Origin of the sequence: Bradyrhizobium sp. LA6.8 (assembly GCF_040547935.1) — a bacterium.
Lineage (GTDB): Bacteria > Pseudomonadota > Alphaproteobacteria > Rhizobiales > Xanthobacteraceae > Bradyrhizobium > Bradyrhizobium barranii.
The window spans coordinates 276354-293846 of record NZ_JBEPQQ010000008.1 but is presented as its reverse complement, the minus strand read 5'-3'; the positions used below and the strand labels follow the sequence as shown (position 1 = coordinate 293846).

Annotated in this window: 18 protein-coding genes; 11 read left to right on the top strand and 7 right to left on the bottom strand. The window is 65.8% G+C overall.

The window, feature by feature from the left end; all coding sequences use genetic code 11:
• Positions 1-295: 295 nt before the first annotated feature.
• The gene (locus ABIA90_RS33140; RefSeq protein WP_354120844.1) at positions 296-1111 is read left to right on the top strand and encodes a L,D-transpeptidase; all 816 of its coding nucleotides are present in this window, start codon (positions 296-298) and stop codon (positions 1109-1111) included.
• A gap of 73 nt (positions 1112-1184) precedes the next feature.
• On the opposite strand, the gene ABIA90_RS33135 is transcribed toward ABIA90_RS33140, so the two are convergent.
• The 5 genes from ABIA90_RS33135 to ABIA90_RS33115 form a co-directional block, all read right to left on the bottom strand.
• Positions 1185-2063, bottom strand: a complete 879-nt coding sequence (locus tag ABIA90_RS33135; protein WP_354120845.1) for a DUF2076 domain-containing protein — start codon at positions 2061-2063, stop codon at positions 1185-1187.
• Positions 2064-2188: 125 nt separating this feature from the next.
• The gene (locus ABIA90_RS33130) at positions 2189-3034 is read right to left on the bottom strand and encodes a ChbG/HpnK family deacetylase (protein ID WP_354120846.1); all 846 of its coding nucleotides are present in this window, start codon (positions 3032-3034) and stop codon (positions 2189-2191) included.
• A complete protein-coding gene (locus ABIA90_RS33125) occupies positions 3031-4077 on the bottom strand; it encodes a glycosyltransferase family 2 protein (RefSeq protein WP_063985621.1) in 1047 nt (348 codons plus the stop codon). Before ABIA90_RS33125 ends, ABIA90_RS33130 begins: the two co-directional genes overlap by 4 nt.
• An 85-nt stretch (positions 4078-4162) precedes the next feature.
• On the bottom strand, positions 4163-5140 hold the full coding sequence (gene hisG, locus ABIA90_RS33120) for an ATP phosphoribosyltransferase (RefSeq protein ID WP_028153072.1): 978 nt from the start codon (positions 5138-5140) through the stop codon (positions 4163-4165).
• Between the two features lie 3 nt (positions 5141-5143).
• Positions 5144-6295: an ATP phosphoribosyltransferase regulatory subunit gene (locus ABIA90_RS33115; RefSeq protein ID WP_354120847.1), complete on the bottom strand. Its 1152-nt coding sequence runs from the start codon at positions 6293-6295 to the stop codon at positions 5144-5146.
• Positions 6296-6906: 611 nt separating this feature from the next.
• Here ABIA90_RS33115 and ABIA90_RS33110 point away from each other — a divergent pair.
• Together ABIA90_RS33110 and ABIA90_RS33105 are read left to right on the top strand one after the other, a co-directional pair.
• Positions 6907-7413 carry a hypothetical protein gene (locus ABIA90_RS33110; protein ID WP_028153075.1) on the top strand — a complete coding sequence of 169 codons (507 nt, stop codon included), beginning with the start codon at positions 6907-6909 and terminating at the stop codon, positions 7411-7413.
• Positions 7414-7423: 10 nt separating this feature from the next.
• Entirely contained in the window at positions 7424-8434 is a 1011-nt protein-coding gene (locus ABIA90_RS33105; RefSeq protein WP_354120848.1) for a helix-turn-helix domain-containing protein, read from the top strand.
• A gap of 56 nt (positions 8435-8490) precedes the next feature.
• Here ABIA90_RS33105 and ABIA90_RS33100 read toward each other — a convergent pair whose 3' ends face one another.
• Positions 8491-9255, bottom strand: coding sequence for a 16S rRNA (uracil(1498)-N(3))-methyltransferase (locus tag ABIA90_RS33100; RefSeq protein WP_166083810.1), 765 nt, complete (start codon positions 9253-9255; stop codon positions 8491-8493).
• A gap of 211 nt (positions 9256-9466) precedes the next feature.
• Between ABIA90_RS33100 and ABIA90_RS33095 the strand changes: the two genes are divergently transcribed.
• Together ABIA90_RS33095 and ubiA are read left to right on the top strand one after the other, a co-directional pair.
• Entirely contained in the window at positions 9467-10126 is a 660-nt protein-coding gene (locus tag ABIA90_RS33095; RefSeq protein ID WP_071909512.1) for a hypothetical protein, read from the top strand.
• A complete protein-coding gene (ubiA, locus tag ABIA90_RS33090) occupies positions 10123-11055 on the top strand; it encodes a 4-hydroxybenzoate octaprenyltransferase (protein WP_166083823.1) in 933 nt (310 codons plus the stop codon). Before ABIA90_RS33095 ends, ubiA begins: the two co-directional genes overlap by 4 nt.
• Before the next feature lie 115 nt (positions 11056-11170).
• Here the strand turns inward: ubiA and ABIA90_RS33085 are convergent, their stop codons facing one another.
• Complete coding sequence (locus tag ABIA90_RS33085; RefSeq protein ID WP_354120849.1) at positions 11171-11689, bottom strand: DUF6101 family protein; 519 nt, start codon at positions 11687-11689, stop codon at positions 11171-11173.
• 276 nt (positions 11690-11965) lie between these two features.
• Here ABIA90_RS33085 and ABIA90_RS33080 point away from each other — a divergent pair, with 276 nt between their 5' ends.
• From ABIA90_RS33080 to lpxK, 6 genes are read left to right on the top strand one after another with little or no spacing between them, the layout of a single operon-like run.
• Complete coding sequence (locus ABIA90_RS33080; RefSeq protein ID WP_354120850.1) at positions 11966-13369, top strand: TldD/PmbA family protein; 1404 nt, start codon at positions 11966-11968, stop codon at positions 13367-13369.
• The gene (locus tag ABIA90_RS33075; RefSeq protein WP_354120851.1) at positions 13356-14174 is read left to right on the top strand and encodes a 3'(2'),5'-bisphosphate nucleotidase CysQ; all 819 of its coding nucleotides are present in this window, start codon (positions 13356-13358) and stop codon (positions 14172-14174) included. Before ABIA90_RS33080 ends, ABIA90_RS33075 begins: the two co-directional genes overlap by 14 nt.
• 60 nt (positions 14175-14234) lie before the next feature.
• The gene (locus ABIA90_RS33070) at positions 14235-14477 is read left to right on the top strand and encodes a DUF4170 domain-containing protein (protein ID WP_014491932.1); all 243 of its coding nucleotides are present in this window, start codon (positions 14235-14237) and stop codon (positions 14475-14477) included.
• A complete protein-coding gene (locus tag ABIA90_RS33065; RefSeq protein ID WP_354120852.1) occupies positions 14474-15187 on the top strand; it encodes a lysophospholipid acyltransferase family protein in 714 nt (237 codons plus the stop codon). The genes ABIA90_RS33070 and ABIA90_RS33065 overlap by 4 nt, the downstream gene beginning before the upstream one ends.
• Positions 15150-16484, top strand: coding sequence for a 3-deoxy-D-manno-octulosonic acid transferase (locus ABIA90_RS33060; RefSeq protein WP_354120853.1), 1335 nt, complete (start codon positions 15150-15152; stop codon positions 16482-16484). Before ABIA90_RS33065 ends, ABIA90_RS33060 begins: the two co-directional genes overlap by 38 nt.
• The gene (gene lpxK, locus ABIA90_RS33055; protein WP_354120854.1) at positions 16477-17493 is read left to right on the top strand and encodes a tetraacyldisaccharide 4'-kinase; all 1017 of its coding nucleotides are present in this window, start codon (positions 16477-16479) and stop codon (positions 17491-17493) included. The genes ABIA90_RS33060 and lpxK overlap by 8 nt, the downstream gene beginning before the upstream one ends.

The following is a 17493-nucleotide window of genomic DNA, read 5'->3' as shown; positions in this document are numbered from 1 at the left end:
ACTCACGCGTCTTTGTAGGCAGAAGCAATTTAACACGAGGTTCACAGCGGGAACTGTTGCGCGGCCGCACGCGACGGCGCGAAAAGAAGCGATTAACCATGGGCCTGCGGCGTTCATTGAAAATAAACGCTGATCGCCAAATTGCACCCTCGCTCGCGACGTGGTGAATCGAAACGGCTGATACGTTTACCAAACAAAACGGCTTTTGCTCTTTATTGACCACGTCGCGGTCGCCGGTCAGCCATCGGCTCTGCACGACGCATGTGATCTAGACGAAACAGTACAGAGTACGTCGATGTTCAAGAAAATGTCTGTCGCGCTGCTTGGCAGCGCTTGCACCTTCATTGCCGGCGCGAACAGCGCCAGCGCCTTCGACAATAGTGTGCCGAACGATCCGCCCGCGGTGCTCTACCAGCCGCAGGTGCCGTCGGCGCCGGTGCGCGTCGCCTCAAATGCGAATATGGGCGGCGGCTTCATCGAGTTCCTGTTCGGTGACGGTCCCGGCCGCGGCCCGGCCTACGCGCCGCAGCAGCCGGTCTATCAGCAGCAGCCCGGCTATTACGACCAGCGCCGCCTGCCGCCGATGGGCGAGCCGCAGATGCAGGGTGGATATCAGCAAGGCGCAGGTCTCCAGCAGGAGGCGGTCGATCCGCGCCAGCGTCCGTTCGATCCGAGATTCGAGAAGCAATCCGTCGACTATAGCGGCAAGGAAACTGCCGGCACCATCGTGGTCGATACGCCGAACAAGTTCCTCTATCTGGTCGAGGGCAACGGCCGGGCGATGCGCTACGGCATCGGCGTCGGCCGTCCCGGCTTCACCTGGTCCGGTGTGAAGTCGATCACGGCCAAGCGCGAATGGCCGGACTGGACGCCGCCGGCGGAAATGATCGCGCGCCGGCCCGACCTGCCGCGGCACATGGAAGGCGGCCCGGAAAACCCGCTCGGCGCGCGCGCGATGTATCTGGGCTCGACGCTCTACCGCATCCACGGCTCCAACGAGCCCTGGACCATCGGCACCAACGTCTCCTCAGGCTGCATCCGCATGCGCAACGAGGACGTCATCGACCTCTATGGCCGCGTCAATGTCGGCACCAAGGTCGTGGTGATGTGAGCGCCTGACGTTCGACATGAAAACGGCCGCCTTCCGGGCGGCCGTTTTTGTTTGTCGCGCTGATCGGGCAGCCTCACGCGTAGTCGCTGCCGCCATCGTCTCCGCCGCCGAAATCGCTGTCGTCGTCGGCTACGTCCATATTGCCGTTGTCGTGGTCGTTGTCGTCGTAGTTCTGATCGTTGTTGTTGTTGTCCCGGTCGTTCGAGGCCTGGTCGGTGAAGCCCTGGCGGGAACCGTCGTCGCGGTCGCGGTTGGAGCCGATGTCGTTGAGACCGGCATCGCGCGCGAGCGAGCCGCCGGACTGGTCGCTACCGCCCCAGGGACTTCCACCAGCGCTGCGGTCACCGCTCAAGGCGTTGGTGTCGCCGAAGGCCTGCTGGTGCGATCCGCCCATCATGCCGCGGATGCTGGAGAGCAGCAGCGAGCCGCCGACGACGCCGGCCGCGGCCGCCGCCGCCGTGCCGAGGAACGAGCCGCCGCCACCGCCCATCGGCGGAGCGCCATAGCCCTGACCCGGAGCTTGACCTGGAGCTTGACCTGGGCCTTGGCCATAGGCCTGTCCATAAGGAGGCGGCGCGCCGTAACCGGGCTGCGCCTGCGGCATCGCCTGACCGGTGTTCCAGACCGGCCGCGAGTCACGCGGCGGCACGTTCGGAACCGAGCCGCGCGAGGGGCCTCCGCCGAACAGCGAGTCGCGCATGGTGTCGAGGAAGCCGCCGGACTGCGCCTGCTCAGGCGCATGGGCCGCTTCCAGCTCCTGGATGCGGTTATGGGCGCGCTTCAGCGCTTCGTCCTGCAACAGCGTGGTCTGCACCAGCGCGTAGACGGCGCCGGGGGCCTTGCGCAGGCCATCGGAGATCGCGGCGATCGCGTCGGGATCGCGCGGTGCATTTTCCAGTTTCGAAAGCCGGTCGAAAAGCTCGTCGACGAGCTGGCGTTCCTGCGGCGTCATGATCAGTCTCCCTCGCTCAAACCAAGCGCGAGGCAGATGTAGGGTTCCATTGTGGCCCCAACAGTGCCGGCCGGATTAAATTTCGGTATGCGACAAGCTGCCCGGCGGCTTGCTTTCCGCCGGTTTCACCCCAGCGTGACGCCGCTGTCGGCCAGCAGGCGCGCAAACCCATCGCCTGAGAGATAAGCGTGCTCGCGTTCCCGGACGTCGGTCATCGGATCGAGGCCGGTGAGGACATCGTCGACGAAGCCGGGGTGGCACATCACGAGGCCGCCATCGGGGAGGCCTTCCAGAAACTGCCGCATCAGCGCGCCGAAATCGGCCTCGCGCGTAAAATCATAGGCGCCGGCAAAGCCGGGATTGAAGCTGAGGCCGGCGCTGGCGGCGCGGCGGCGGAATTGCGCGCTCAGGATATCGAGCACCATGGCTTTTGGTGAGGCCAGCCGCTGCACGAGCGGCAGGTCGCGCCCGCCCTGGCGGACCCAGGCTTTCGGCGCGGCTTCGCTGACCGCATCGACAAAGCCGTCACGCACCTGCGGATAGAGCTGCACATGCTGGTGGCCGTCGACGAAGTCGGGCGCGCGCCCGAATGCTTCCGCGAACGCCGCCAGCTGCGCCTTGACCTCATTGCGAAAGAATTCGCGGTCGAGCCGGCGCGCAAGGCCGGCGCGCAGCAGCTTCGGGAACGGCATGAACATGTCGCCGTCCAGCGGTCGGAAATGCATGGTGAGCGGCCGGAACGGCGCCGACAATGTCACGTGCAAGCCGATCGCGCAGCGCGGGCTCGCTTTCGCCGCCGTCTGGAGCGCCTCGATCTCGCCGCGCTCGATCGCCGGTCCCACCATCATCACCGAGGTGGCATTGAGACGCCCGCGTTCGATCAGGTCGCGGATGGCCCGATTGACGCCCGGGCTGATGCCGTAATCGTCGGCGCAGAGCCAGATCCGCCGCAGGCCCGCGGCCGCGCTCATTCGGCGGCCGTCCTCTTCGAGGCGTCGTCGGCCTTCCCGGTCTCAAAATGCTTTTCGCTGTGCTCGGCGACGAAGTAGATCGGGCGCGCCTTCAGCTCGGACAGGATCTTGCCGATATATTCGCCGACGATGCCGATCATGATGAGCTGCACGCCGCCGATGGTCATCAGGCCGATCACGAGCGAGGGATAGCCGGGCACCTGCTTGCCCGTGGTCCAGACCTCCCAGAGGATCGAGAGGCCGAACAGGAAGGCGCCGCCGGCGAGGATCACGCCGAGCAGGCTGGCGAAGCGCAGCGGTGCCACCGAGAACGAGGTCACCCCTTCGATCGAAAGGCCGAGCAGGCGCGCGGCGCTGAAGGTCGTCACACCATGGGTGCGCGGCGCGGGCTCGTAATCGACGCGGATCTGGCGGAAGCCGATCCAGCTCGCGAGGCCTTTGAAGAAGCGGTTGCGCTCCGGCAGCTGCCTGAGCGCTGCGACCGCGCGCGGCGACAGCAGGCGGAAGTCGCCGGCGTCTTCGGGGATCTTCTGGCGCGCGCCCCAATTGATCAGCGAATAGAACCCGCGCACGGCGACGCGGCGCAGGAAGGGCTCGTTGTCGCGATGCGCCTTGGCGGTATAGACGACGTCATAGCCGTCCTCGATCCAGTGCCGCACCAGCTGCTCGACCAGGGCCGGCGGATGCTGGCCGTCGCCGTCCATGAACATCACGGCGCCGAGCCGGGCATGGTCGAGGCCGGCCATCAGCGCGGCTTCCTTGCCGAAATTGCGCGACAGCGACACCACCTGAACGTCGACCGCGTCGGCCGGCAGCGACCGGGCGATCGAGAGCGTCGCGTCCGCGCTGCCGTCGTCGACATAGACGACCTCGCAACGCAAGCGATAGCGCTGCTGCAAGGTCTTGGCGAGATCGCAGATGCGCTGGTGCAGGGCGGCGAGGCCCGCCGCCTCGTTGTAGACGGGGACGACAATCGACAGCCCCTTCGCGGCGGCACTGGCCGCGGTGGTCGTCATGCCGGAAACGTCAGAGCCCAGCGTCATTGATCAAGGTTCCAGAGGCGTCCATGGTTCTCAACAGCATATGGTAGCTGCCGTTTGCTGTCGCTACGCTGAACGAACCTGAGGCTCACTGCCGCAGGAATGCCTCGAGCTTGGCGAACAGCGGGTTCTCCCGGTCGAACACATAGTCGAGCGAAACCACCGAGACGGTCTCGGCGCCATGCTCGCGCAGGAAGCTCGCCAGCGCATAGAGCTGACCCGGCGGACAGTGCAGCGTCAGCATGCCCGACGAGGTCGGCCCGCCGAACGGGGCTTCGACGCCGAAGCGCTCGTGGGCTTCGCCGAGCAGGGCCGCGTCGCATTGCTGGAAGCGGGTGCGGACCTCGCGGTATTTGTTGGCCCGCGCCCTTGCTGCGATGTGATCGAGGATGACGCGCGCGGTCTCCCGCGCCTGCGGCGACCAGTCGGCATCCCTAGAGGCGACCAGATTGGCCTGGCTGCGCAGGATTACGCCGTCGTCGAGCACCCGCAAGCCGTTGGCAGCGAGCGTCGCGCCGGTCGTGGTGATGTCGACGATCAGCTCGGCGCTGCCGGCCGCCGGCGCGCCTTCGGTCGCGCCCGCGCTTTCGACGATGCGGTAGTCGGTGATGCCGTGGCTCTGGAAGAAGGTGCGGGTGAGGTTGATGAACTTGGTCGCGACCCGCATCCGCATGTGATGCTGCTCGCGGAAGCCGGTGGTGACGTCGTCGAGGTCGGCCATGGTGCGGACGTCGATCCACGCCTGCGGCACCGCGACGACGACATCGGCATAGCCGAAGCCGAGCCCGTCGATCAGGGACACGCGCTTGTCGGCATCCGCGATGTTCTCGCGCACCAGGTCTTCGCCGGTGACGCCGAGATGCGCAAAGCCGCGCGACAATTGCGATGCGATCTCGCTCGCCGAGAGATAGGCGACCTCGACATTGTCGAGACCCGCGAGCGTGCCGCGATAGTCGCGCGCGCCGCCGGCCTTCGACAGCTTGAGCCCGGCGCGGGCGAAGAACGCCTCGGTGTTTTCCTGCAGGCGGCCCTTGGAGGGAACGGCCAGGACGAATGGCGCGCTCATGACTTAAGCTCCCACCTTGCGGCCGATCCGGGTCAGCGCGTCGACCCAGACCGAGAAGCCGACCGCGGGGATCGGCTCGGCCGATCCGAGCTGGGTCATCAGCCCGTCATAGCGGCCGCCGGCGACCAGCGGCTCGGCGCCGTTGCCCCTGTGATGCAGCTCGAATTCGAAGCCGGTGTAATAGTCGAGGCCGCGTCCGAACGCGGTCGAAAAGCGCGTTTGCTTCACGTCGATGCCGCGCGCGGCCATGAAGCCGACCCGGCTTTCGAACTGGTCGACGGCAGCGCTGAGGTCGAGCTTCGCGTCCGTGGTGAGCGCGCGGAGCTCGGCGACGGCATCGTCGGGATTGCCCGCGATCGACAGGAAGCGCTTGAGCGCGGCGATCGCCTCGCGCGGCAGCGCGCCGCCCTTCAGCGTCGACTGCTCGAGGAAACGGTCGGCGATCTCGGCCGTGGTGCGGCCCCCGACATTGGTGGTGCCGGCGATCGACATCAGATCGGTGACGAAGGCGAGCGCCGCCTTGCGGTCGGAGCCGGCGAGCGCGGCCAGCACACCCTCATATTCGCTGCGGGTCGCGGTGGTCGCGGCCGCCAGCTTCTCCAGGTCTTTTTCCAGGCTGATCTTGCGGTTGAAATCCTTGACCAGGCGGCGGCGCCAGACCGGATAGAGGTCGAGCGCATCGAGCAGGGCGTTGAACAGCGCCACGTCGCCGGTGCGAATCTCGACATCGCGGACACCGAAGGCTGCGGTCGCTTCCAGCGCCAGCGCCAGCATCTCGGCGTCGGCCGCGGCGCGGTCCTGGCGGCCGAACGATTCGATGCCGGCCTGCAGAAATTCGCTGGCCTGGCCGCTGCGGTAGCGAAACACCGGGCCCAGATAGCTGAACCCGGCCGGCTGGCCGGCGCGGTTCGAGGTGAGGTAGTCGCGGGCGACGGGAATGGTCAGGTCCGGGCGCAGGCAAAGCTCCTCGCCGGACAGGTCCGTCGTCAGGTACAGGCTCTTGCGGATGTCCTCGCCGGAGAGGTCCAGGAACGGCTCGGCCGGTTGCAGGATCGCGGGCTCGGCCCTGACATAGCCGGCCTGCGCGAACGACAAGAGCAGCGTATCCGCCCAGGCGGCGGAGCCGGCAGCATTTGAGGTGGCAGTCGCGGTCATAACAGGGGTCCATCGTCCCGGTGGAACCGGGCAGGGCGAGGGGAGGCGAATTGGCGCAGGCCTTAGCATGGCCCGAAAGCGGTTTCGACCTCCAAAGGATCAATCGCTTAACGGCTTTGGAGGCGGGACGCAGCGATCTGTCAGATAGTATTTTAGGTATTTTAATACCTAGGGCGGGAGGGGCTTGGTTTTCACTCAGTCTGGCCAGGGAGATCTCTGGGCGCATCGCCAAGCGATGCATCGGTCGAGGCGAAGGCAAGCCCTGCGGGTTTCGGATGCGGCGTGATCTGCGAGCTCCTCGGCAAGCTCGAGAATTCTCTGCCTCCTGCGCGGGTCCCTTATGCCGAGAAATGCCTTGATGAGCCCGAGCTCCTCGCGTCGCCGCCTGTCCGATGCAACATCGTCGTCCATGGCCATGTCGTCCTGCGCGACAGCCTCATTGCCCGTCGCTGATTCTTGTCCGCGCATGCGACTCAATGCGGCAACCGCAAGCTCAACGTCACATTGAGAAATTGAGGAGGACAGGCAAGTCGTCGCATACTCATATTGGGTATGGCGGATGATCCGTTTGCTGCTGCCTTCGTTTACAATGTGAATATTGGTTTCGATTCATGCGCAATGCATCAGATGTTATCCGGACGGTCTCGCGACACACGCTGGCCTATATGCTGTTTTCGATCAGCGAGCTGTTCCGGCACTACGACGAATTCGATCCGCTGGACCTATTGATCGTTCATGCGATTCTCAACGCAAACGTGATCAATGTGATGAACGATCCGTCGCTGGACGAGAGATTCTCCAGCATTCACGCGGTCGAGCCGGATGCGATCAAGCAAGGGGTGTCCCGCGCGGCGCTCTCTCGCTTCCTCAGCCTGCCGCTCGAGACGGTTCGCCGTCGCGTGACGGGACTTAAGAGACGAAAGATTCTCGCCGAAACCAAGGCCGGGCTCATCGTGACCGAGCAGAACGCATTCAGGTTTGGAAACAATCACGAACTGCAGAAGACTAATATGCTGCTGCTCACAAAACTGCTTCGCGATCTCAAGCGCGCCGGCATCAACGGGCCGGATGATCTGCGTGCCCCCAAGGGCGCTGCATCGACAAGGAAGGCGAAGTAAGCGGCAGGATATGGATCAAAGCCTTCTCGATACTGCTCGCGATGGAACGCAAAGAACAGCATTAGACGGCTTGCTGTCGTTTCAGGGCCTCAAGCCATCCGCGGCTCTTGAGCTCCGATCGTACGACATCGATCATTTCGGAGAGAGTGAGAGATATGCCGGCGCGTCCAGCATGCCGCTGTCGGCGGGGGCGACTGCAATCAAGCGTGCCCAGCTCAGCCTGCCGGTCCTGACGCTGTCTCTGGTGAAGACCTTCCCGCGAATCATCCGCGGTTATGATCTGGCGCACGCCATCGCGGTGGCGGTGCCGATGGACCATGTGACCTCCACCCGCATCAACGGGCAATCAATTGGCAGCTCCATACTCGTTCTCAAGGGGAGATCCGATTGCCTGGTCTATGAGCCGGCGGGGCGTTTGTGGGCTGTCGCCTATTTCAGCCCGCCCGAGCGCGAGCCCTGGTCTCAGCTGGATGACGGCTATCATTTGCTGAGTCCGGCATCGGACGTACTTGCCTCCCTGCATGGCTCGATTTCCACGACGCTTGAAACCGCGGCACATGATCCAGACTTCCTGAACGAGCCGACGTCGCGAACGGCGGTCGAACAATCCCTGTTCGCCGCAATGGATGCTGCCATTCGGTCCAACGTGAAGCGCGGGCCCATGCACTCCACGACGGACAGCTATCAGCGGATCGTCGCAGAGATGGAACGATTGATCCGCCACGATCTCGCGATCTGGCACAAGACGACCGAACTGGCAGAGCGGGTGGGCGTGTCCGTTCGGACCCTCCAGAGTGCGACGCAGGCCATCTGCGGCATGAGCCCTCATCGCTACAGCCGGGTCTTGCGCCTCTGGTCGGTACGAAAGCAGCTGCGCACCGGCCCGGCTCGTCGCAGTGTGAAGGCCTGCGCAATCGGCCATGGCTTCTGGCATCTGAGCGAGTTCGCAGCGAGCTACAGGGCGGCTTTCGGAGAGCTGCCGTCCCAGACCCTGCATCGGTCTAAGCGAGAGGTCATCTAAAGCGCGAACCTGTAGAGCCGCCGCGCGCGAATCGACGTTAGGTTCGCTTGGTTAGGTTAGGTGCCGTCCCAATCGCCCAGCACTGCCTGCACCAGCGCCAGCGCCGCCACCGCGGCCGTGTCGGCCCGCATGATCCGGGGTCCCAGCGCCAGCCGCAGGATTTTCGGCTGCCGCAGCAGCAGGGCGCGCTCCTCCTCGGCAAAGCCGCCTTCGGGGCCGATCAGCACGTCGATGCCAACGCTGCCTTGGTCATGTCCGGCTTCGCGCGCGTCTTGCAGGCTCTGAATGGGGTTTTGGACCTCCGCCGCCTCGTCGCAGAAGATGAGCAGCCGGTCGGCAGGGCGCTGGCTGAGATACCGGTCCAGCGGTACTGGCTCGGCCACCGTGGCGATGCTGAGGATGCCGCATTGCTCGGCGGCCTCGACCACATTGGCCCGCATTCGCTCGGTGTTGACCCGGGAGGCCTGGGTGAAGCGGGTCAGGACCGGCTGAAGCGCGGCGGCGCCCATCTCGATGGCCTTCTGGACCATGTAGTCGAGCCGGGCATGCTTGAGCGGCGCGAAGACGTAAGTGAGGTCGGCCAGCCGGTCCTGGGGCCGGGCCTGCTGGAGGATGACGAGGCCGTCCGGCCGCTTGCGGCCTTCGATCGCGGCCTGCCACTCGCCGTCGCGGCCGTTGAACGCCAAAACCTCGGCCCCGGCGGCAAGCCGCAGCACATTGCCGAGGTAATTGCTCTGGTCGCGGTCGAGCGGAACCCTGGCGTCCTGGGCAAGGGGGACGTCGACAAACAGGCGGGGGGCACGAAAATCGTGGGAGGGCATCGTTCAAAGGTCCAATTCGCCGCCGTTATTAACCGAAAGCCGCCATTTCGGGGGTAAATATTGCCAAATCGGTGCGTCGGCGCGCCGCGCTCTTGCCCTATTCGACGGGTTGTTAAGGGCCGGCGGGAATCGTAAAATCGCGAGCACGCTGGTTGCGCTTCAATTGGGAAGACGCCGGACCCCGTAAGCTCCTGCCGGAGAGACTGCCTTGATGATCCGTCGTTTGATGGTTCCGATCACTGCCGCCATGGTCACCTTGGGCGCCGCGGGTGCCCACGCGCAGGGCTTCCCTGCGCCGCTGCCTGGCCAGGCCCCAACCAGTTCCGCGTTTCCGCCCGTGAACGGCTCGGCGCCGAGCGCTTCGGTCGGTGCAGCGCCCCAAGGATCGTTTCCCGTGAACGGCGCCGCGCCCGTCGGTGGCGCAGGTGCCTTCAGCGCCGCCCCGCCGACGCAAGGCGGTCCCGGCGAGGACTGCATGAAAACCTTCATGCCGCTGCGCGAGGAAGCCGAGAAGCGCGGCAAGCTGATCAAGGCCGCGAGCGATCGTCACGCCGCGCCGGAAGAAGCCTGCAAGCTGATCCGCAATTTCAGCCAGGCTGAGACCAAGATGATCAAGTACATCGAGGCCAACGCCTCGAAGTGCGGGATTCCGGCGCAGGTCAGCGCGCAGATGAAGGACGGCCACAAGAACACCGAGGCCATGGCGACGAAGGTCTGCAACGTCGCGCAGCAGATGCAGAACCAGCCGCGCGGTCCGGCCGGTCCGTCGCTGAGCGAGGTGCTGGGTTCTGGCTCGGCGCCTGAGGCCAATGCCGGCAAGAAGGGTGGCAGCACCTTCGACACGCTCAACGGCAACGTCCTCACCCGATGAGTGATACATCCGCCCGCGTTGCCGATTCCACCGGCAACTGGGTCGATACGCTCGCGCCGCAATGGGCGCGGCCTTATTTGCGCCTGTCGCGCTTTGATCGTCCGATCGGCTCCTGGCTCCTGTTGATGCCGTGCTGGTGGTCGGCGGCGCTCGCCGCCGGCATGGCGCATGATGTCCGCGGCCTGCCGCTCACCATCGTGCTGTTCTTCATCGGCGCCTTCGTCATGCGCGGAGCAGGCTGCACCTGGAACGACATCACCGACCGCGACCTCGACGACAAGGTCGAGCGCACCCGCTCGCGGCCGTTGCCGTCGGGCCAGGTGACGACCAGGCAGGCGCTGGCCTTCATGGTCGCGCAGGCGCTGACCGGTCTCGTGGTGCTGCTGCAATTCAACCGCTTCGCGGTCCTGACCGGCATCGCCTCGCTTTTGATCGTCGCGATCTATCCCTTCATGAAGCGCATCACCTGGTGGCCGCAGATCGTGCTCGGCCTCGCCTTCTCCTGGGGCGCGCTGATGGGATTTGCCGTCACCTTCGGCCGCATCGAATTGACCGCGCTGGTGCTCTATGCCGGATCGATTTCGTGGGTGATCGGCTATGACACGATCTATGCGCACCAGGACGCCGAGGACGACGCGCTGATCGGCATCAAGTCCACCGCGCGGCTGTTCGGCGCGCACACGCACCAGGCACTGATCCTGTTCTACGGGCTTGCGGTGATGCTGATCGGCGTCGCGCTGGCCTCAGGCGATGCGCGCTGGCCGGCCTGGCTCGGGCTTGCGGCGTTCGCGGTGCATCTGGCGTCGCAGATCGTGCGGCTGGATATCAGCGACCCCTTGCTCTGCAAGCGCCTGTTCTTCTCGAACAAATATGCGGGCTTCCTGCTGTTTGCGGGATTGCTGGTCGACGCGGTGATGCGGGCGGCGTAGCCCGTAGGGTGGGCAAAGGCGCTCTTGCGCCGTGCCCACCATCTTCCCGAGATTGAGATCAAAAAAAGGTGGGCACGCTTTCGCTTTGCCCACCCTACGGCACTGTGCGTGCCGTTCAATTCCTTGCGATGATCTCGCGTTCGCCCTGATGAACCGACAGCTCGCGCGTCATGGCGGTGCGCCGGCGCATCAGGAATTTCGGACGGCGGGCGCGGATCGCATTGGCGCGGCGACGGCGCGGCGTGGGCTTGCGGACGCCTTCGTCGAGCTGCGGGAGCGCGAACAGCTCGCTCCAGATCGCCCAGGCCTCGGCGAGCTCGTCGCCATCGGTGCTGACCAGCAGCGGAACGGACAGCGAGGGATCGCGATGCACGAGGACGAGGGTCTGCGCCTCGTCATTGCCGCGCAACGCAACGCCGGTGAAGTCGCTGACGCGGACGTTGATCGCCATCTGCATGCCGCGGACGGCACGGCGCAGCACGACACGCTCGCGATGAAGCTCGATCTGCCTGGTGTATCCGTCGGCGCGCGGATCGTGCGCATCGAAGCGGACCGGAAGGGAAAGAGGGTCGAGCCGCAAGCTGCGGCCCGACCCGGCGGGAGCGATCCCGCTTGTTGCTGTTTGACGCCTCACGGCTTTAGTTCTCCCCGCCGGGATTATGTTCCCGGTCGATGCGAGGACCTTAGCGCGCGCCGTTCCGAAACCACTTAAAAAGGCTGGTTAATCCAGCGTCACCGCCGCTCATGATTGACAAGACCTTGGCACGCATGATTGACGAGACGTTGCGCCGGACTTGCGAATCTGAGCTTTTTGCGGGCTGAAAACGCTTGAAGTCCGTACCAATTGGGCACATCTGGTGTTCAGGGCCGGTATCGCCCCGAAACCTCCCGCCGCAACAGGATTTCGTTTGTGAACCCTTCACCAAGCTCGACGCTTTCGCCCCAGGATTCGTCCAAAGCCAATCGCGACCTGTTCGATCAGACCGCGCTCTCCGATCTCGCGCAGCGGCTGGTCGAGGCGGCCAAGCGCGCCGGTGCGGATGCGGCCGATGCGGTCGCCGTGCGCGGCGTCTCGCAGGGCGTCGAGGTGCGTGACGGACGCGTCGAGGAATCGGAACGCTCCGAGGGTGACGATGTCGGCCTGCGCGTGCTGGTCGGCCAGCGCCAGGCGGTGGTCTCGACCAACGACGTCAGCGGCGATGCCGTGACCAAGCTTGCCGAGCGCGCGGTTGCGATGGCGCGCGTCGCGCCCGACGACAAATATGTCGGCCTGGCCGATCCCGCGCTGCTCGCGCGCGACTTCCCCGATCTCGATCTGCTCGATCCCGACGTGCCCGCGACTTCCGAGCTCGAGCGCCGCGCGCTCGAAGCCGAGGCCGCCGCGCTCGCCGTGAAGGGCGTGACCAAGTCCGGCGGCGCCTCCGCCTCCGCCGGCATGGGCGGCATGGTGCTCGTCACCAGCACCGGCTTCCATGGTTCTTATTTGCGTTCCAGCCAGGGCATTTCGGCGACCGCGATATCGGGCGAAGGCACCGGCATGGAGCGTGATTACGACTTCACCTCGGCGCCGCACGGCGCCGATCTCCTGTCGCCGGAAGTCGTCGGCCGTTCCGCCGGCGAGCGCACCGTGGCGCGTTCCAATCCGCGCAAGGTCGAGACCTGCAAGGTGCCGGTCGTGTTCGATCCGCGCGTTGCGGGCTCGCTGGTCGGCCATGTTGTCGGTGCCATCAACGGCGCCTCGATCGCCCGCAAGACCAGCTTCCTGAAGGACAAGCTCGGCCAGCAGCTGTTCGCCAAGAACATCCGCATCATCGACGATCCCCTGCGCAAGCGCGGCCTGCGCTCGCAGACCTTCGATGCCGAAGGCGTCGCGGTGAAGAAGATCGCGCTGGTCGACGAGGGCGTGCTGACGACCTGGCTGCTCGACTGCGCGACCGCGCGCGAGCTCGGCCTCACCACCACCGGCCACGCCCATCGCGGCGTCTCGTCCTCGCCGTCGCCGGGGCCGTACAATCTGCATCTCGAACCGGGCACGCCGACGCCGGCCGAGCTGATCGCCGACATCAAGCAGGGCTTCTACGTCACCGACCTGATCGGCTCCGGCGTCAACGGCGTCACCGGCGATTACAGCCGGGGCGCCTCCGGTTTCTGGATCGAGAATGGCGAGCTGACCTATCCCGTCAGCGAGGTGACGATCGCGGGCCATCTGTTCGAGATCTTCAAGTCGATGCAGCCGGCGAACAATCTCGAGTTCCGCTTCGGCATCAATGCGCCGACGGTGCGCATCGAGGGTTTGACGCTTGGCGGACGCTGACGCGCATGCAACGGACGAAACCATCCTGACACGCGACGCGGCGCTGCTGCAGGACGCGGTGCGGGAGGCAGGCAGCCTCGCGCAATCGATGTTCCGCACCGAATTGAGGACGTGGACCAAGGGCGCGTCCTCGCCGGTGTCGGAAGCCGACATTGCCGTCAACGATTTGCTCGAAGCGCGCCTGCGCTCGGCGACGCCCGATTATGGCTGGCTGTCCGAGGAGAGCGCCGACGACGAGGTGCGGCTGTCGCGGCGGCGGACCTGGGTGGTCGATCCCATCGACGGTACCCGCAATTATCTCGGCGGCCACGACGAATGGTGCGTCAGCGTCGCGCTGGTCGAGGACGCCTCACCGGTGCTGGCTGCGGTGTTCGCGCCCGCGACCGACGAGTTCTTCTTCGCGGCCCGCGGGCAGGGCACGACGCTCAACGGCAAAGCCGTGCGGGCGGCGTCCGGATCCGCGCTCGACTTCTCCCGCGTCGCCGGCCCGAAGCCGATGGTCGAGCGGCTCAATACGGCCGGCGGCGACATCAAGCTGCATCCGCGAATCGGTTCGCTCGCGCTGCGCCTGTGCCGGGTTGCCGATGGCGTGCTGGATGCGGCTTTTGCCGGGGGCAACAGCCATGATTGGGACCTTGCGGCGGCCGATTTGATCGTGCAGGAAGCGGATGGTAGGATGAGCAACCTCTCCGGAGATCCCATCCTCTATAACCGCCGGGAAGTCACGCACGGGGTGCTGGTGGCAGCGGGTCGCGATCGTCATGCGGGCATCGTCGCGCATTTTCGAAATCGGCCCTTGCCCTGAGTGCGTCCGCCGTGCTTCTCGAACACTGCTTTGCCGGGCAGCCCGTTAGGAACAGAACCCATGCCAGATAGTGCCCCGCAACAATTGCTGCATCTCGTCATCGGCGGCGAACTGCTCGATCTCGAGCACAACACCTTCAAGAACCTCGACGACGTCGAGATCGTCGGCCTCTATCCGAACTATGCGTCCGCCCACGTCGCCTGGCGCGCCAAGGCGCAGAGCACGGTCGACAACGCGCAGATGCGCTATTTCATCGTCCATCTCCATCGGCTGCTCGACCCGAATCAAGAACCGGCACGTTGAAAAAACTGCTTCGCAATACGCTGCGAAGCAGCTGGCTTCAGCGTGCCGTCGGGGTTCTGGCGGCCGAATATCTGCGTCTGGTCTGGCGGACCAACGAGTTCACGTTCGATCCGCCTGACGTCTATGACATCGTCGAGCCGCAGATCCCCGCGATCTTCGCCTTCTGGCACGGTCAGCATTTCCTCACGCCTTTCATCAAGACCAAGGAGTCCTACCGGGCCAAGGTCCTGATCTCGCGGCATCGCGACGGCGAGTTCAACGCGATCGCCGTCGAGCGGCTCGGCATCGGCCTGATCCGTGGTTCCGGTGACCACGGCGGCGCCTTCCACCGCAAGGGCGGGGTGGGGGCGTTCAGGGAAATGGTGCACACGCTCCAGGACGGTTGTAATGTCGCGCTGACCGCCGATGTCCCCAAGCGTTCGCGCGTGGCCGGACTCGGCATCATCATGCTGGCACGGGAATCGGGGCGGCCGATCATGCCTTTCGCGATGGCGACCAGCCGCTTCATCCGGCTCAAGAACTGGGACCGCACCACCATCAACCTGCCGTTCGGGCGGGGCGCATTGGTCGGGATCAAGGAAATCCACGTGCCGCCGGATGCCGACGCCGCCACCATGGAAGCGCTGCGGCTGGAGCTGGAAGAGACCTTGAACGAGGCGACCCGCCGCGCCTATGCGCAACTCGGCCGTCCGGGGCCCCAAGATGGCTAATTCGCTGCCGATAACGCTGCGGATGTACCGGCGCCTGGCCTCGGGCCTGGTGCCGCTTGCGCCGGCGCTGATCAAGCGGCGGCTGAAGCAGGGCAAGGAGGATCCCGCCCGCGTCGGCGAGCGGCGAGGCCTGTCCCGGGACGTGCGTCCGCACGGCCCCCTGGTCTGGATTCACGGCGCCAGCGTCGGCGAGGTGCTCGCCGCAGCCGCGCTGATCGAGCGCCTGCGCGACCTCAATCTGCGCATCCTGCTCACCTCGGGCACTGTCACCTCCGCCGCGGTCGTCGCAAAGCGCTTTCCGCCCGACGTCATCCATCAATACGTGCCGTATGATTCCCCGCGCTATGTCGCGCGCTTCCTCGATCACTGGAAGCCGTCGCTGGCGCTGTTCATCGAATCCGATTTGTGGCCGAACCTGATCCTGGCGGGCGCCGCGCGCCGCCTGCCGATGGTGCTGATCAACGGGCGGATGTCGCCGCGCTCCTTCCCGCGCTGGCGGCGGATGTACGGCACCATCTCGGCGCTGCTGTCGCGGTTCGACATCTGCCTGGCGCAATCGAAGACCGATGCGGAGCGCTTCTCCGCGCTCGGCGGCCGCGACGTGGTCACCACGGGAAATCTCAAGCTCGACGTGGCCGCGCCGCCGGCCGATCCCGCCAAGCTCGAGCGGCTGATGGCGATGACGCGCGGCCGCCCGATCATCGTCGCGGCCTCGACCCATCCGGGCGAGGACGAGATGCTGGTCGCGGCGCATCGCAGCCTCGTCGGTTTCTTCCCGCAGCTTCTGACCGTGATCGTGCCACGGCATCCGGATCGCGGTGCCTCGATCGCGGGCTTGATCACGGCGTCGGGCCTGAAGCCGGCGTTGCGCTCGCGCGAGGAATTGCCGACGGCCGGGACCGACGTCTATGTCGCCGACACCATGGGCGAGCTCGGCCTGTTCTACCGCCTCTCGCCGGTCGTGTTCATGGGCGGATCGCTGATCCGCCATGGCGGCCAGAATCCGATCGAGGCGATCAAGCTCGGCGCCGCGATCGTCCATGGTCCGCACGTCTTCAACTTCGCCGATGTCTACGAGGCGCTTGATAGCAGCGGCGGCGCGCGCCAGGCCGACACGCAGGAGGCGCTGGTCAAGCAGCTCGGCCAGTTGCTGGCCGATCCCACGGTGCGCGACGGGATGCAGCGCGCAGGCGCAGGCGTGGTCGAGGAGCTCGGCGGTGCGCTCAATCGCACCATGACGGCGCTCGAGCCCTATCTCCTGCAGCTCACCATCGAGATGGGGGCCGCCAATGCGTGAGCCGGCCTTCTGGTACCGGCCGCGTTCCTTCAAGTCTCATGCGTTACGGCCGTTGGGCTTGCTCTATGGCGCGATCACCGAACGGCGCATGTTGCGCCAGGGCTTTGATGCCGGCATCCCCGTGATCTGCGTCGGCAACTACCATGTCGGCGGCGCCGGCAAGACGCCGACCGTGCTCGCATTGACGAAGCTGTTGCGCGAGCTCGGCGAGACGCCGGTGGTGCTCAGCCGCGGTTATGGCGGGCGCCTCAAGGGTCCGGTCATGGTCGACCGCGAGCGCCACACCGCTTCCGACATCGGCGACGAGCCGTTGATGATGGTGCGTGACGTCCCTGTCGTGGTCGCGCACGACCGTCTCGAAGGCGTCGCGCTCGCGAAGTCGCGGGGCGCGACCGTGATCCTGATGGACGACGGTTTCCAGAACCCGCGCCTGCTGAAGGACGCCTCCCTGATCGTGATCGACAGCGAGCGCGGCCTCGGCAACGGCAAGGTGTTTCCGGCCGGTCCCTTGCGCGCGCCGCTGAAGGCGCAGCTCGCGCGCACCGATGCGCTGGTGCTGATCGGCAATGGCCATGCCGCCAACGATGTCGCGGCGGAGCTTGCGAAGCGCAACAAGCCGGAGCTGCGCGCGCGCCTGAAGCCGGATGCGGCCTCGGTCGCGCAACTCCTCGGCAAACGAGTCTTTGCGTTCGCCGGCATCGGCGATCCCGCGCGTTTCTTCCGCAGCTTGCGCGCCTGCGGCGTCGAGGTCGCGCGCACGCGCCCCTTCGCCGATCACCACATGTTTTCGCAGAACGAGATCGCGGCGCTCGCAGCGGAGGCGCAGCGCGAGCAACTCACGTTGGTGACGACGGAAAAGGATCTAGCGCGCCTGCGCGGCCGCGAAGGCGTCCCCGACGGCATCGTGCCGTTCGCGGTGCAGCTCGAATTCGATGATCCGGCAGCGCTCCGGCAATTGATCAGCGATCATCTCTACAAGGCGCGCGAGCGGCGGTTCGGCAGGCGATGA